Origin of the sequence: Salinarimonas sp. (assembly GCF_046292825.1) — a bacterium.
Classification (GTDB): Bacteria; Pseudomonadota; Alphaproteobacteria; order Rhizobiales; family Beijerinckiaceae; genus Salinarimonas.
In genome coordinates this window covers 1-13,929 of the sequence record NZ_JBKBQG010000027.1, presented here as the reverse complement: position 1 = coordinate 13,929, position 13,929 = coordinate 1, and the positions used below count along the sequence as shown (strand labels likewise).

The following is a 13,929-nucleotide window of genomic DNA, read 5'->3' as shown; positions in this document are numbered from 1 at the left end:
CGGTCGCAGCCTATAGGCTGCGTTTCGCCGACGATCGATGCGGCAAGGGTGCCGAGCGAGCGCGGCATGCGCGCTCGGTCGATCGTCGGAGGTGATGGGTCCCGGGTCCGCTTCGCGGCCCGGCATGACAGCCTCCTCGCTCTTCGAGCTCGACCCCCGCTCTCAACCCCCACCCTTCCGCGCGATGCGCCGCTCGAGATGCGTCATCAGCGCGACGCCGAACAGCGGGGCGGCGAGGTTGAGGATGGGGATCAGCAGGAACCCGGCGATCAGCCCGCCCGCGAGCCAGACCCGCGCCCGGTTCGCGCGCCGGAGCGCCCGCGCCTCGGGGACGGAGCGGCGGCGGGCGGCGGCGAGCTCGAAATATTCGCGCCCGAGAAGATAGGAATTGGCGAGGAAGAACGCCGCGACGTTCACCACCGGCACCAGGAGCAGCGCCAGCGCCACGAGGTTGACGAGGAGCACCACCCCGAAGAAGCGCAGCGATCCGAGAAGCGAGGGCCCGAGCGGCAGATCCTCCCCCGGCGGATCGGCGGGGAAATCCGTGCGCTCGACGATCGCCGCCGCCTTGTCGAGGAAGAGCCCGGCGACGAGCGCCGAGACGGCCGGCAGGAGATAGACGAGCCCGACGAGGAAGCCCGCCCCCGCGATCACCTGCAGCCCGGTCTCGAGCCAGGGATTGTCCGCGAGCACGGTCTGGCGCGACAAGAGCGCGGCGAGCGCGGCGTTGAGCGCGAGCCACAGCGCGATGAGCAGCGCGAGCGTCGTCGCGAGCACCCGCACGAGCACCCCGCGCATCGCCGGCGAGAGCGCGCGCGAGAGGCCGGCGGCGGCGCTCGCGAGGATCATGCGGCCGCGCCGCCCTTCGCCGCCGCGATCATCGCGAGCGCCTCGCGCGGATCGATGCGCCCGTCGTAGAGCGCCCGGCCGGTGATGGCGCCCGCGAGCGCCGCGCAATCGGGCTCCAGCAGACGCGCCACGTCCTCGATCGAGGCGAGGCCGCCCGATGCGATCACCGGGATCGACACGGCCTGCGCGAGCGCGAGCGTCATCTCGATGTTGAGCCCCTTGAGGATGCCGTCGCGGGCGATGTCGGTATAGACGATCGCGGCGACGCCCGCGTCCTCGAAGCGGCGGCCGAGCTCTTCCGCCGTGAGGGTCGAGGTCTGCGCCCAGCCCTCGACCGCGACGCGTCCGTCCTTGGCGTCGATGCCGACCGCGATCCTGCCCGGATGCAGCCGCGCGGCCTCGCGCACGAAAGCGGGATCGCGCACGGCGGCCGTCCCGATGACGATGCGCGCGACGCCCTTCTCGAGCCAGCCGTCGACGATCTTCATGTCGCGCACGCCGCCGCCGAGCTGGACGGGGATCGACACCGTCTCGAGGATCGCGTCGACCGCGCCTGCGTTCATCGGCTCGCCCGCGAAGGCGCCGTCGAGATCGACGACGTGGAGCCAGGAGAAGCCCTGCGCTTCGAAGGCGCGGGCCTGATCGGCGGGATCGTCGTTGAAGACGGTCGCCTGCTCCATGTCCCCCTGCACGAGGCGCACGCAGCGCCCCTCCTTCAGATCGATCGCGGGGAAGAGGATCACGGGCGCCACCTCAGGAAATCGGCGATGAGGGAGAGGCCGAGACGCTGGCTCTTCTCCGGATGGAACTGGGTGCCGGCGACGTTGTCGCGCGCGACGATCGCGACGACGGGGCCGCCGTAATCCGTCACCGCGACGACGTCGGCGGGATCCTTCGGGGTGAGCGCGTAGGAATGCACGAAATAGGCGTGCAGGCCCTGCGGACCGAGCGGCATGTCGGCGATGAGCGGATGGGAGCGGCGCGCGTCGAGCGTGTTCCAGCCCATGTGCGGGATCTTGAGGGCAGGATCGGCGGGGCGGATCGCGGCGACGTCGCCGGGGATCCAGCCGAGGCCGTCCGTCGTCTCGTGTTCGAGGCCGCGGCTGGCGAGGAGCTGCATGCCGACGCAGATGCCGAGGAAGGGGGTCGCGCGCTCCCGCACCGCCTCCGTCATCGCCTCGACCATGCCCTCGACCGCGTCGAGCCCGCGCCGGCAATCGGCGAAGGCGCCGACGCCCGGCAGCACGATGCGGTCGGCCCGGCGCACGCGCTCGGGGTCGCTGGTCACGAGGATCTCCGTCGCGAGCCCGGCCTCGAGGGCGGCGCGCTCGAAGGCCTTGGCGGCCGAGTGCAGGTTGCCCGAGCCGTAATCGACGATGGCGAGGCTCATCCTAGGCTCCCTCGGGACGCAGAGCGGGCTCCGGCCGCTGCGGAGGCTCGGGGCGAACGTCGGGCTCGGGCGCCGCGCCGGAGACGAGGCCGAAGGGCGCCACCTCCTCGACGCGATCGCGCGCCGCGCCCCGGCTCTCGACGAAGCGCGCGCAGGCCCGCGCGTCGGCTTCCGTGTAATCGCTCGCCGCGACCACGTCGACGAGATGCCAGCCGCGCCGCGCATAGGTCCAGCGCCGCAGGCTCGACGCCTCGAGCCCGATCAGGATCGCGACCATCAGCTGGATCAGGAAGGCCGCGAAGGCGGTGATCTCGAGCCGCTCGAGGGCGAAGCCGACGCCCACCAGGAGGACGAGCGTCAGCACGGCCGCGAGCCACAGCCGGTGATAGAGCATCCACAGCACGGAGAAGAAGAACGCCGCGAAATTGAAGCCGTCGCGCACCAGCAGCGCGCGCTCGAAGGCGCGCGGGTCGCGCGGGTCGGCATCGGGCGGCAGGTGAATCGTGTAGACGCGCATTCTCGACCCTTCAGAGCGATCCCTTGGTGGAGGGAACGCGGTCCCCCTCGCGCGGGTCCGTCGCCGCCGCCGCGCGCAGCGCGCGCGCGAGGCCCTTGAAGCAGCTCTCGGCGATGTGGTGGCTGTTTTCGCCGTAGAGCGTCTCGACATGCAGCGTGATGCCGGCATTCGAGGCGAAGGCCTGGAAGAACTCGCGCACTAGCTGCGTGTCGAAGGCGCCAATCTTCTCGGTGGGGAAATCCACGCGGAAGACGAGGAAGGCGCGGCCGGAAATGTCCACCGACACGCGGCTCAACGCCTCGTCCATGGGCAGATGCACAGTCGCATAGCGTGAAATGCCGCGCTTGTCGCCGAGTGCCTTGGCGAAGGCCTGGCCGAGCGCGATGCCGACGTCCTCGACCGTGTGGTGGTCGTCGATATGGGTGTCGCCCTTCGCCGCGACCTCGAGGTCGAACAGAGCGTGCCGTGCGAGGAGGTCGAGCATGTGGTCGAAGAAGCCGACGCCCGTCGCGATCGTCGCCTTGCCCGTCCCGTCGAGGGCGAGCGTGAGGGCGATGTCGGTCTCGGAGGTGCGGCGTTCGACGCGCGCGTCGCGCATGATCGTGGTTCCTGAACGAAGGGCGTTTCGTGGACGAGGGGCCGCGGGCGTTCTAGCAAGCGCCGCGCCGAAGCGCCATCCCTTCTCCCGCGCGACGCCCCGCGCAGGTCTCGCACCCATGCCGTCCATGAGGCTTCCTCTATTCTTCGCTCGGCTCCAAGCTTCGCGATTGTATCCCGCGATGTCATCCCGGACGCCGAAGGCGATCCGGGACCCATATCCACGACGTTCCAGTCGCAGCCTGCAGGCTGCGTTTCTCCGACGAAAGCTGCTCGAAGGGAGCGGCACGAGCGCGGCATGCGCGCTCGGACGGCCGTCGCGGTTATGGGTCCCGGGTCCGCTTCGCGGCCCGGGATGAAAGCCGTGGGACGACCGGCAGACTCTCGGGCTGAAGGGAAGGAGAAATCGGCAACGCTCCCTTAACCGCCCGTTCACCAAGATCGGGGCCAAGATCGAGGCGATATGGTCGGCGAGCCGGAGCTCGGCTCGAACGGGAGTGCCCCATGGTCTCGCGCGCGCGACGCTCGTTTCTCGGCGATTGGTGGTGGACGGTCGACAAGCCGCTGCTCGCGGCCTTCGGCGTGCTGATGCTGTGCGGCGTCGTCTTCCTCATGGCGGGCGGGCCGCCGGTGGCGCAGCGGCTGCGGCTCGATACCTTCCACTTCGTCAACCGCCAGGCGCTGTTCCTCGTGCCGGCGATCGCGACGATGCTGTTCGTGTCGCTCCTGACCCCGCGGCTCGTGCGGCGCTTCTCGCTCCTCGCCTTCGTCGGGTCGCTCGCCCTCGTCTGGGCGGCGCTTCGCTTCGGGCCGGAGATCAAGGGCGCGCATCGCTGGATCTTCATCTTCGGCATGGGCCTGCAGCCCTCCGAATTCCTCAAGCCCGCTTTCGTCGTCCTCGCCGCCTGGGCCTTCTCGGAGAAGGCGCGTTCGGACATGCCGGGCCCGGCGCTCGCGCTCCTCCTCCTGCCGATCTCGATCGTGCCGCTGATCCTGCAGCCGGATTTCGGGCAGACGATGCTGATCACCGTGGTCTGGGCGGCGATGTTCTTCGTCGCGGGGCTGCACTGGTTCTGGGTGATGGGGCTCGGCGGCGCGGGCATCGCGGGGATCCTCGCCGCCTACCAGTTCCTGCCGCACGTGCGCGGGCGCATCGAGCGCTTCCTCTCGGAGGACGGCGGCGATCGCTTCCAGGTCGAGGCGGCGCTCAATTCCTTCACCTCCGGCGGCTGGCTCGGCCGCGGGCCGGGGGAGGGCACCTTCAAGCGCATCCTGCCGGACGCGCACACGGACTTCATCTTCGCGGTGACGGCGGAGGAGTTCGGGATCGCGATCTGCCTGTTCATCGTCGCGGTCTATCTCTTCATCGTGCTGCGCGGGCTCTCGCTCGCGCGCCGCGCCGAGGACGCCTTCTCCCGGCTCGCCGTGACGGGTCTCCTCTTGATGTTCGGGCTCCAGGCGGCCATCAACATGGCGGTGAACGTTCACCTCGTCCCGGCCAAGGGCATGACCCTGCCCTTCATCTCCTATGGCGGCTCCTCCTTGATCTCGCTCGCTTTCGCCACCGGCTGCATCATCGCGCTGACCCGCCGCCGCCCCGGAGCCGACGGGCTCGAGGCCTCCGTCGAGGCGCGCCGCGAGGCGCCGCGCGGCTACGTGGTGCGTCCGGCATGAGCGGACGGGCCCCTCTGATCCTGCTCGCCGCCGGCGGCACCGGCGGGCACCTCTTCCCGGCCGAGGCGCTCGCGACCGTCCTGCGCGGGCTCGGGCTGCGCACCGCGCTCGTGACCGACGAGCGCGTCGGCGCGCTCGCCGATCGCTTTCCCGCCGAGGAGGTGGTGTCGGTGCCGGCGGCGACCCCGTCCGGGCGCTCGCTCGTGCGGGCGATCGAGGCGGCGGGAACGCTCGCGCGCGGGGTCGCGGCCTCGCGGGCGCTGATCCGCCGGCTCGAGCCCGCGGCCGTGGTCGGCTTCGGCGGCTATCCGACGGTGCCGCCCCTCGTCGCCGCCTGGCTCGCGGGCGTCCCGCGCGTCATCCACGAGCAGAACGCGGTGCTCGGGCGCGCGAACCGCTTCCTCGCCAAGCGCGCCTCCCTGGTCGCGACCGGCTTTCCCGAAGTGCGCGGATTGCCGAGCTTGCCGCAGGGCCGCGTCGTCCACACCGGCAATCCCATTCGGCCCGCAGTCATCGAGGCGGCCGGGGCGCATTATCCCGCCTACCATCCGGGCGGGACGATGCGCCTTCTCGTGTTCGGCGGCAGCCAGGGCGCGCGGGTGATGTCCGAGATCGTGCCCGACGCGATCGCCAAGCTCCCCTCCGAGATGCAGCGGCGTCTCGCCATCGTCCAGCAGGCCCGCGACGAGGATCTCGCCCGCGTCGCCTCGACCTATCGCGCGCTCGGCGTCGAGGCGGAGGTCGCGCCCTTCTTCAAGGACCTGCCGCAGCGCATCGCGAGTGCGCATCTCGTCGTCTCCCGGGCCGGCGCCTCGACGGTCGCCGAACTCGCCGTGATCGGCCGGCCCTCGATCCTCGTGCCGCTGCCGGGCGCGCTCGATCAGGACCAGGCGGCGAACGCCGCGACGCTCGCCGATCGCGGCGCCGCCCTGATGCTGCCGCAAAAGGACTTCACGCCCGATCGGCTCGCGGCCGAACTCGAGCGGCGCTTCTCGAATCCGGAGCTCCTCGCGAGCGCCGCCCTCGCCGCGCGCGAAGCGGGGGTGACGGACGCCGCCGAGCGGCTCGCGGCGGCGATTTTGCGGCTCGCGCGCATCGATCCGGCGCCATCCGCGTTGAAGCCTGGCATATGAAGCGGAGCCGGCGGCCTGTTCGAGCCGGCCCGTCGGACGAGAGAACCCGGTCCAGAGGTCCTGACAGATGAAGCTCCCTCCCAAGCTCGGGCCCATCCATTTCATCGGCATCGGCGGCATCGGCATGTCCGGCATCGCCGAGGTGATGCACAATCTCGGCTACAACGTGCAGGGCTCGGACGCCTCCGACAACGCCAACGTCAAGCGGCTGCGCGAGGCGGGGATGCGGGTCGCCGTCGGGCACGACGCGAAGAATCTCGGCGAGGCGGAGGTGGTCGTCGTCTCGACCGCGATCCGCCGCGACAATCCCGAACTCGCCGCCGCCCGCGAGGCCCGCCTGCCCGTCGTGCGCCGTGCGGAGATGCTCGCCGAGCTGATGCGCCTCAAGACCTGCGTCGCGGTCGCAGGCACCCACGGCAAGACCACGACGACCTCGCTGGTCGCGACGCTGCTCGACGGCGGCGGCTTCGATCCGACCGTGATCAACGGCGGCATCATCAACGCCTACGGCACCAATGCCCGGCTCGGCAGCAGCGACTGGATGGTGGTCGAGGCCGACGAATCGGACGGCACCTTCCTGAAGCTGCCCTCGGATTACGCGGTCGTCACCAATATCGACCCCGAGCACCTCGACCATTTCGGCAGCTTCGACGCGATCAAGGCCGCGTTTCGCGCCTTCATCGACAACATCCCCTTCTACGGCTTCGCGGTGATGTGCATCGACCATCCGACGGTGCAGGATCTCGTCGGGCGCATCGAGGACCGGCGCATCGTCACCTACGGCGTCAACCCGCAGGCCGACGTGCGGCTCCTCGACGTCGATCTCTCCGGCGGCGTGAGCCGCTTCAACGTGCTGATCCGCGACCGCAAGAACGATCGCGCCGCCGTCATCGACGACGTGATGATGCCGATGCCCGGCCTCCACAACGCCCTCAACGCCACCGCGGCGATCGCGGTCGCGCACGAGCTCGGCGTCTCGGGCGCGACGATCCGGCAATCGCTCGCGGGCTTCGGCGGCGTCAAGCGGCGCTTCACGCGCACCGGCGAGTGGAACGGCGCGACGATCTTCGACGATTACGGCCACCACCCGGTCGAGATCGCGGCGGTGCTGCGCGCCGCGCGCGCCTCGACGAAGGGCCAGGTGATCGCCATCGTGCAGCCGCACCGCTACACGCGCCTCTCCGCGCTCTTCAACGATTTCTGCACGTGCTTCAACGATGCCGACGTCGTGCTCGTGGCGCCGGTCTATGCGGCGGGCGAGGCGCCGATCGAGGGGGCGGATCGCGACGGGCTCGTCGCCGGCCTCAAGTCGCGCGGCCATCGCCACGCGATCGCGCTCGACGGCCCGGAGGCGCTGCCGGGCCTCGTGCGGCAATACGCCAAGCCCGGCGATTTCGTCGTGTGCCTCGGGGCGGGCACCATCACGCAATGGGCGAACGCGCTGCCGGGCGAGCTCGCCGCGCTCGAGGCCCGGGTCGCGTGAGCCTGCCCGACATCACGGACGAGATCCGCGCCGCCGCCCCGAACCTGCGCGGATCGCTCAAGGCGAACGCGCCCTCCGCGCCGCTGACCTGGTTCCGCACCGGCGGGCCCGTCCAGGCCCTGTTCGCGCCGGAAGACGAGGAGGATCTCGCCCATCTCCTCGAGAACCTGCCCGAAGAGATCCCGGTCACCGTCGTCGGGCTCGGCTCGAACCTGCTCGTGCGCGACGGCGGGCTGCCCGGCGTGCTCGTGCGCCTCGCCAAGGGTTTTTCGGACATCGCGGTCGACGCGGCCACGCACGAGGTCCGCGCGGGTGCGGGTGCGCCGGACGTGAAGGTCGCGCGGGCGGCGGCCGAGGCGGGAATCGACGGGCTCGCCTTCCTGCGCGGCGTGCCCGGCGCGATCGGCGGGGCTCTGCGCATGAATGCGGGCGCCTATGGCGGCGAGGTGAAGGACGTGCTCGTCGAGGCGCGCGGGCTCGACCGGCGCGGCCGCCGCGTCGCCTTCGACAACGCGCAGATGGGTTTCGCCTATCGCGGCTGCGCGGTCCCCGACGACGTGATCTTCACGCAAGCCGCCTTCCGCGGCACGCCGGGCGATCCGCAGACGATCCTCGCGCGCATGAACGAGATCACCGACGCGCGCGCGGCGACCCAGCCCGTCAACACCCGCACCGGCGGCTCGACCTTCAAGAACCCGCCCGGCGCCAAGGCCTGGGAGCTGATCGACGCCGCCGGCTGCCGCGGCCTGCGCATGGGCGACGCCCAGGTCTCCGAGCTGCACTGCAACTTCCTCGTCAATCACGGCGGCGCCAGCGCGTCCGAGATCGAGGCGCTCGGCGAGGAGGTGCGCCGGCGGGTGCGCGAGGCGAGCGGGGTGGAGCTCGTGTGGGAGATCCGGCGCATCGGGTTGCCGAGCTGAGGATTCGCGCGTCCCTCGCAGCGCGAGTCGTTCCGGGCGCCGGAGCCGCGATCTCCCGCACGCGCGGGGCGCGGCTCGCGCCAGAATTGCTCCAGATTTGAATACAATCGGATGCGAGCCGGAAGCATCTCGCCTCGCAACGAAGTCCGCCAGGCTCTAGCGACGTAACGTCCCGCCCGTTCCGGCGGGCCGTGGAGCGTGAGGCGTGCGATGAAGTCCGGCGTGAGGCGACGTGCGAGCAAGGAGCGGACGCTCGACCTCGATCGCGAGATCTTCGCCCACAATCTCTGGCAGGCCATCAAGTGCCGCGGCCTCACCTATCGCGAGGCGGCGCGGCGCGCGCAGCCCCATCTGCCGCCGGGCGTGCGCCTGAGCGATGTCAGCGTGTGGTCGTATGCCAAGGGCCGCAGCGTGCCGCGCCGGCTCGATTGCGTCGCGGCGCTCGCGCGGGCGCTCGACATGCCCGTCGAGGCCCTGACGGGGGGCCAGAGCCGCGACAGCGGGGCGAGCGAGCAGGGTGTGCGCATCGAGGCGCGCGGCGAGGGTCGCGTTCGCCTCGCGGTCGACGTCGAGACGTCCTGGCAGACCGCCCACGCCGTTTTGCGCCTGCTCGAAGGGGAGGGGGCCCGCCCGGGCTGAGAGCGCGCGGGCGAGGGCGCCGCGCGCTCACCCCAGCGTGCGCTCGAGGCTCGACAGGTAGCGCTCGACCTTGGCCCTTCCGTCGTCGGTGAGGCCGACGAGCACGCGGCGGCCGTCGGTGAGGTCGCGGCGGCGGGTGACGAGGCCGGCCTCGGCCATGTCGTCGATGCGCCGCAGCGCCGTCGTCGTCGAGACGCCCGAGACGAGGCACAGGCTCGTCACCGGCACCTCCCGCCCGCGCGCGTCGGCATTGGCGAGATCGAGGAGCATCTCCCAGACCGGGTCCTCGAACAGGTCGGCGCCGAAGATCTTCTTGCGCTCCTTGCGCAGCGCCATCAGCGAGCCGATGCGCTCCTGCGGCGGCTTCTGGCGCGGCTCGCCCCCGGCCGGGTTCGACGGCAGGCCGGCGGCGGCGTCGGCGGCGGCGTGGATCGCCTGCGCGACCTCGGAGGCGTCGACGGGCTTCTGCAGGAAGTCGACCGCGTCGGCCCGCAGCGCGGCCACCGCGCGCTCGAGCGTCGCCTCGCCGGTGAGCACGATCGCGGGCAGGGGCCGCTCGCGCCGCCGGCTCTTCAGCTTGCGGATGAGCTCGAGCCCGTCGATTCGCGGCAGCCCGACATCGACCACGATGACGGCGATCTCGGCCCGGCTGTCGAGCAGCGCGAGCGCCTCCGTGGCGTCGCCCGCGCGGCACGCGCGAATGCCGAGCGGCGCGAGCCCCTCCGCCAATTCCTCGAGGAATACGTCGTCGTCGTCGACGAGCAGCGCGACGACGTCCAGACGAGGCTCCTGACGAAACGCTAATCCGGACATGGGACTACCCGCTCGGAAACGATCGAATACGAACCTAGCATAGTTCGCATCCGTCAAGAATGGCTTGAAGCGATGCTCAGGATGCGGAGGAGCTCCTCCTCCGAGACCGGCTTGCGGATGACGGCGGACGCGCCGGCGGCGCGCGCGGCCGAGAAGCCGCTCTCGCCCGCGTGCCCGCTCATGACGACGAAGCGACGCCCCTGCGGAGCCCCGGGCGCATGGCGCGCCCCCGTCATCAGCGAGACGCCGTCGAGCCCCGGCATCGCGAGGTCGGTGAGCACGAGGTCGATCTCGGGCTCGCGCGCGAGGCGATCGAGCGCTCGCGTGGGGTCGCTCTCGCCCGTCGCGGAGAGCCCCCGGCGCGCGAGCGTGTCGAGCACCTCCTCGAGGAATTCCGGCTCGTCGTCGACCACGAGGATCATGCCGCCTCCTCCGTTCGCGCGCGCTTCTCGGCGGGCTGCGCGGCGGGGAGGGGGGCGGCGGCGGCCGCGTGGAGCGGCAGCGCCACCTCGAAGAGGGCGCCGCCGCGATCGTTGCGCCCGGCGATGCGTCCGCCCATGTCCGCCACGATCTTGCGGCACAGGGACAGGCCGAGCCCCGTGCCCTCGCCGGGGGGCTTCGTCGTGACGAAGGGTTCGAACAGCCGCTCCAGCACCTCCGGCGCGATGCCGCCGGCATCGTCCCTGACGAAGACGACGACCTCCGAGCCGACGACCTTGGCGCAGACGCACACGCGCCGCGGCGCGGCCCACGGGTCCTCCCCCTTGATCCTGCGGGCGGCGTCGTGGGCATTGGTCAGGAGGTTGACGAGGACCTGCTCGAACAGGGTCCGATCCCCGTCCACGAGGAGGTCCGGCGCGGCCTTCAGCGAGATGACGAGGCCGATGTCGCTGCGGCGGAAATGCTCCGCCATGACGCCCACCGCGACCTCCGTCGCCTCGACGATCGGGAACGGCGCCTTGCGCCCGTCCGAGCGGCGCACGAGGCGTCGGATCTGATCGGTGATGCGACGCGCCCGATCGATCTGAGCCTCGATTCGCACGAGCTTGGCGATCACCTTCTCCGGCTCGCCCCCGCTCTCGGCGATCGCACGCGCATTGGCGCTCGCCATCTTGATCGTGGCGAGCGGCTGGTTGATCTCGTGGGCGATGGCGGCGGCCATCTCGCCCATCGTGGCGAGCGTCGAGGCCTGCATCGCCATGCGCTCGTCGTGGCGCACCTGCCCGGTCTCGACGATGGCGATCAGGAGCTGCTCGCGCCCGCCCCAGACGATCCGGCTCTCGAAGACGTCGCAGCTGATGGGCCCGCCGAGGGGATGGATGAGCGTCACCCGGGCGTGCGCCGTCTCGCGACTATCCGCGGCTTCGCCGAGCGAGGCGGCGCGCACGGCCGCGCGCGCGCGGGCGACGCAATCGCGCCAGGCCGGGTGGGTCGGGCTCGGGTGGATGAGGCAGCCGGCCGCGCGGTTGAGGAAGGTCACCGCGTGCGAATAGGGGTCGACCACCGCGAAGGCCGTCGGCGCCGCCTCGACGACGCGCGTGAGGCTCGCATCGTTCTCGGCGGCCTCCGCGCGGGCGCGCCGCATGGCGTCGAGCCGCCGCTCGGCGCGCGAGGCCTGGATCAGCAGCATCGCGACGAGGATCGAGCCCGAGAGGACGAGCGACAGGAGCGGCAGGATCGCCGTGGTCTTGCCGAGTTCGCGCTCGCGGCGATAGACGCGGTCGTTGTAGGCGACCGCCTCCTGGAGGATGCGCTGGAGCTCGACCGCGTAGGGCGCGAGCGTCTCGCGCCACGCCGCGAGCCGTATGGCGTTCTCCGGCGCGCCCGGCGCCATCATCGCGAGTTCGTCGAGGACCGCCTCGACATCGGCGCCGAGCGCGTCCGCCACCCGGGCCACGCCCTCGATCTCGACGAGCGTCGCCGCCTCTTCGGACTGCGCGAGGATCGGCAGGCGCGACATGAGGATTTCGAGGCGCAGCGCGAGGGTGGACAGGCGCTCGGGGCTCGGATGGTCGAGCGCCGTCTCGAGCGCGGCCATGGAGCGCACGTATTCGAGCTGCGTGTGGTAGGAGACCCAGCCCGAGCTGCGCACGGATTCCGCAAGCAGCGTCTTCTGCTCGATCTGGGCGCGGTACACCCAGGCCGTCGCCGCGATGAACACGCCGCAGGCGAGGACGAGAACGGCGACCAGGGCGAGGCGACCGCGACCGATCATTCGGGCTCCACCACGAACGTGACGGCACGAACCTGCCATATCTTGCGCGCCATGTACATTTGGCGGCGCAGCTCGGGGTGCTCGTCGAGCGGGTAGACCAGCCACAGGGGGCCCTTGTCGCGCACCCGCATGCGGGTGCCGTCGCTGCGCGAGGCCAGCACGATGGGCCAGTTCCGCCAATCCTCGGCCGGAACCGTGATGGAATAATCGTTGAGCGCGACGAGCCGCGCTTCGATCGCGGGCCGCGGACCGCTCTCGGCGAGCGCCGCGAAGAGCGCGCCGTCGAAGCGGACGGCCCGCTCGTTCCAGGGCGTGGTCGTGACGATGCCGGCGGGCTCGATCGCTTCGATCTCGTCGAGCGACAGGGTCCGCCGCTCGAGTTCACTGCCGTCGGGGAGCGTCCAGACGACGAGGAGCTCGCCCGGCATCTGCGCCCGCGCCGCCGCCGGCGCGACGGCGATCGCGACGAGCGCGAGGAGGATCGCGCCGAGGCGCAGGCGGGAGGGGAAATGGATACGCATGTCCGATGCTTCCGAATGCCACGCGAGCGGCCCGCGACCGCGGCGACCGTCTCGTCGCGAGATCTAGTCGAGAAGCATCAACGAGTCATTGGGACGATCTTCGACGTCGCCACCAATTTCGGCTGCGATCGCTTGCGAATGGTTCCAGAAACGGAGCGATCAGCGCGGCGGCTCGGCGTCTCTCGGCGCGATGCCGGGCGGCGCGCAGCCGAGGCGCTCGAGCTCGGCGATGCCCTCGGCGAGGAGCCGGTTCGACGCCGCCTCCAGCCGCTCCTGAAGGAGCTGGAACACCGCCTCGGGACGCTCGCCCGGCGCGATCGGCTCGAGCACCTCGACGAGGATCGTGCCCGGCCGGCGGATCGCCTTGCGGCGCGGCCAATAGAGGCCGGAATTGAGCGCCACCGGAACGACGGGGACGCCGAGGCGCTGATACAGCTTGGCGATGCCGAACTTGTAGGCCGGTTCCGCGCCGGGCGGGCGGCGCGTGCCCTCGGGGAAGATGATGATCTGCCGCCCGTCGGCGATCTCCTCCGCCGCACGCGTCGTCATCAGCGAGAGTGCGCTCGTGCGGCCCTTGCGATCGACGGGGACCGAGCGGGCCTTCCAGGCGTACCAGCCGAAGAAGGGGATCCACATCAGCTCGCGCTTGAGCACGTAGACCGGGTCGTCGAGGATGACGAGGAGCGCGAACGTCTCCCAGAGCGACTGGTGCTTGGAGGCGACGATGCAGCCGCCCTTCGGCAGGCGCTCGGTATGGCGGAACTCGACCTTCGTGCCCGCCACGACGCGCAGGAGCCAGAGCGAAGAGCGCGCCCACGCCTCCGCCACCCGCCGGAACACGTGCCGCTCCATCGCGAGGCTCGGCAGGAAGACGATCATCCAGACGATCAGGTTGAGATAATAGAGCGCGTTGAAGGCGATCGAGCGGGCGACGAGCATGGGCGACTTCTGAGCCTGGCTTCAGCCCGCGACCTGCGGGCGGCCACTCTCTAGCGGGTTTCGGCGCGGCGGCAAACGAGGACGCGTGGAAAAATGGAAAGCCGCCCCGGGCGGCGGCCCAGCCACTAGGGCTCGTGTTGATTTCCGAGCGCAGCTGTGAGAAAATGTCTCACAAGTTTAACGACTTGCGAGGCATTCTTCATGGCAAAGGCCCCGAAAAATAATTCGGCGTTGCGGCT

General features: G+C 71.1%; 15 protein-coding genes. 5 read left to right on the top strand and 10 right to left on the bottom strand.

Annotation, left to right across the window (positions count from 1 at the left end):
- Positions 1-162: 162 nt before the first annotated feature.
- Genes ACK4UM_RS13695 through hisB form a run of 5 tightly spaced genes read right to left on the bottom strand, consistent with a single transcriptional unit; the run spans position 163 to position 3,354 of the window.
- Positions 163-849, bottom strand: coding sequence for a sulfate transporter family protein (locus ACK4UM_RS13695; RefSeq protein WP_409800010.1), 687 nt, complete (start codon positions 847-849; stop codon positions 163-165).
- Positions 846-1,592 carry a 1-(5-phosphoribosyl)-5-[(5-phosphoribosylamino)methylideneamino]imidazole-4-carboxamide isomerase gene (gene hisA, locus ACK4UM_RS13690; RefSeq protein ID WP_409800007.1) on the bottom strand — a complete coding sequence of 249 codons (747 nt, stop codon included), beginning with the start codon at positions 1,590-1,592 and terminating at the stop codon, positions 846-848. Before hisA ends, ACK4UM_RS13695 begins: the two co-directional genes overlap by 4 nt.
- Complete coding sequence (hisH, locus tag ACK4UM_RS13685; RefSeq protein ID WP_409800004.1) at positions 1,589-2,239, bottom strand: imidazole glycerol phosphate synthase subunit HisH; 651 nt, start codon at positions 2,237-2,239, stop codon at positions 1,589-1,591. The genes hisA and hisH overlap by 4 nt, the downstream gene beginning before the upstream one ends.
- Before the next feature lies 1 nt (position 2,240).
- A complete protein-coding gene (locus ACK4UM_RS13680; RefSeq protein ID WP_409800001.1) occupies positions 2,241-2,756 on the bottom strand; it encodes a DUF2628 domain-containing protein in 516 nt (171 codons plus the stop codon).
- Positions 2,757-2,766: 10 nt separating this feature from the next.
- Positions 2,767-3,354, bottom strand: coding sequence for an imidazoleglycerol-phosphate dehydratase HisB (gene hisB / locus ACK4UM_RS13675; protein WP_409799998.1), 588 nt, complete (start codon positions 3,352-3,354; stop codon positions 2,767-2,769).
- 503 nt (positions 3,355-3,857) lie between these two features.
- Between hisB and ACK4UM_RS13670 the strand changes: the two genes are divergently transcribed.
- From ACK4UM_RS13670 to ACK4UM_RS13650, 5 genes are all read left to right on the top strand, one after another.
- A complete protein-coding gene (locus ACK4UM_RS13670) occupies positions 3,858-5,027 on the top strand; it encodes an FtsW/RodA/SpoVE family cell cycle protein (RefSeq protein WP_409799995.1) in 1,170 nt (389 codons plus the stop codon).
- Complete coding sequence (gene murG, locus ACK4UM_RS13665; protein ID WP_409799992.1) at positions 5,024-6,160, top strand: undecaprenyldiphospho-muramoylpentapeptide beta-N-acetylglucosaminyltransferase; 1,137 nt, start codon at positions 5,024-5,026, stop codon at positions 6,158-6,160. The genes ACK4UM_RS13670 and murG overlap by 4 nt, the downstream gene beginning before the upstream one ends.
- 67 nt (positions 6,161-6,227) lie before the next feature.
- Positions 6,228-7,643 carry a UDP-N-acetylmuramate--L-alanine ligase gene (gene murC, locus ACK4UM_RS13660; RefSeq protein WP_409799989.1) on the top strand — a complete coding sequence of 472 codons (1,416 nt, stop codon included), beginning with the start codon at positions 6,228-6,230 and terminating at the stop codon, positions 7,641-7,643.
- The gene (gene murB / locus ACK4UM_RS13655) at positions 7,640-8,563 is read left to right on the top strand and encodes a UDP-N-acetylmuramate dehydrogenase (protein WP_409799986.1); all 924 of its coding nucleotides are present in this window, start codon (positions 7,640-7,642) and stop codon (positions 8,561-8,563) included. Before murC ends, murB begins: the two co-directional genes overlap by 4 nt.
- Before the next feature lie 222 nt (positions 8,564-8,785).
- A complete protein-coding gene (locus tag ACK4UM_RS13650; RefSeq protein WP_409799983.1) occupies positions 8,786-9,202 on the top strand; it encodes a hypothetical protein in 417 nt (138 codons plus the stop codon).
- Positions 9,203-9,229: 27 nt separating this feature from the next.
- On the opposite strand, the gene ACK4UM_RS13645 is transcribed toward ACK4UM_RS13650, so the two are convergent.
- The 5 genes from ACK4UM_RS13645 to ACK4UM_RS13625 all read right to left on the bottom strand — a co-directional run bounded on the left by ACK4UM_RS13645 (position 9,230) and on the right by ACK4UM_RS13625 (position 13,690).
- Positions 9,230-10,015, bottom strand: coding sequence for a response regulator (locus ACK4UM_RS13645; RefSeq protein ID WP_409799980.1), 786 nt, complete (start codon positions 10,013-10,015; stop codon positions 9,230-9,232).
- A 53-nt stretch (positions 10,016-10,068) separates the two neighbouring features.
- Positions 10,069-10,437 (bottom strand): response regulator, encoded by a 369-nt coding sequence (locus ACK4UM_RS13640; RefSeq protein ID WP_409799978.1) that lies wholly within the window; start codon positions 10,435-10,437, stop codon positions 10,069-10,071.
- Positions 10,434-12,230 (bottom strand): sensor histidine kinase, encoded by a 1,797-nt coding sequence (locus ACK4UM_RS13635; protein ID WP_409799975.1) that lies wholly within the window; start codon positions 12,228-12,230, stop codon positions 10,434-10,436. Before ACK4UM_RS13635 ends, ACK4UM_RS13640 begins: the two co-directional genes overlap by 4 nt.
- Complete coding sequence (locus ACK4UM_RS13630; RefSeq protein WP_409799972.1) at positions 12,227-12,751, bottom strand: hypothetical protein; 525 nt, start codon at positions 12,749-12,751, stop codon at positions 12,227-12,229. The genes ACK4UM_RS13635 and ACK4UM_RS13630 overlap by 4 nt, the downstream gene beginning before the upstream one ends.
- 159 nt (positions 12,752-12,910) lie before the next feature.
- A complete protein-coding gene (locus ACK4UM_RS13625; protein ID WP_409799970.1) occupies positions 12,911-13,690 on the bottom strand; it encodes a lysophospholipid acyltransferase family protein in 780 nt (259 codons plus the stop codon).
- Between the last annotated feature and the right edge of the window lie 239 nt (positions 13,691-13,929).

Bases quoted from the DNA above. Each gene is read 5' to 3' on its own strand.
- ACK4UM_RS13695 (WP_409800010.1), bottom strand. From the start codon at position 849: ATGATCCTCGCGAGCGCCGCCGCCGGCCTCTCGCGCGCGCTCTCGCCG.
- hisH (WP_409800004.1), bottom strand. From the start codon at position 2,239: ATGAGCCTCGCCATCGTCGATTACGGCTCGGGCAACCTGCACTCGGCC.
- ACK4UM_RS13680 (WP_409800001.1), bottom strand. From the start codon at position 2,756: ATGCGCGTCTACACGATTCACCTGCCGCCCGATGCCGACCCGCGCGAC.
- hisB (WP_409799998.1), bottom strand. From the start codon at position 3,354: ATGCGCGACGCGCGCGTCGAACGCCGCACCTCCGAGACCGACATCGCC.
- ACK4UM_RS13670 (WP_409799995.1), top strand. From the start codon at position 3,858: ATGGTCTCGCGCGCGCGACGCTCGTTTCTCGGCGATTGGTGGTGGACG.
- murG (WP_409799992.1), top strand. From the start codon at position 5,024: ATGAGCGGACGGGCCCCTCTGATCCTGCTCGCCGCCGGCGGCACCGGC.
- murC (WP_409799989.1), top strand. From the start codon at position 6,228: ATGAAGCTCCCTCCCAAGCTCGGGCCCATCCATTTCATCGGCATCGGC.
- ACK4UM_RS13645 (WP_409799980.1), bottom strand. From the start codon at position 10,015: ATGTCCGGATTAGCGTTTCGTCAGGAGCCTCGTCTGGACGTCGTCGCG.
- ACK4UM_RS13640 (WP_409799978.1), bottom strand. From the start codon at position 10,437: ATGATCCTCGTGGTCGACGACGAGCCGGAATTCCTCGAGGAGGTGCTC.
- ACK4UM_RS13635 (WP_409799975.1), bottom strand. From the start codon at position 12,230: ATGATCGGTCGCGGTCGCCTCGCCCTGGTCGCCGTTCTCGTCCTCGCC.
- ACK4UM_RS13630 (WP_409799972.1), bottom strand. From the start codon at position 12,751: ATGCGTATCCATTTCCCCTCCCGCCTGCGCCTCGGCGCGATCCTCCTC.
- ACK4UM_RS13625 (WP_409799970.1), bottom strand. From the start codon at position 13,690: ATGCTCGTCGCCCGCTCGATCGCCTTCAACGCGCTCTATTATCTCAAC.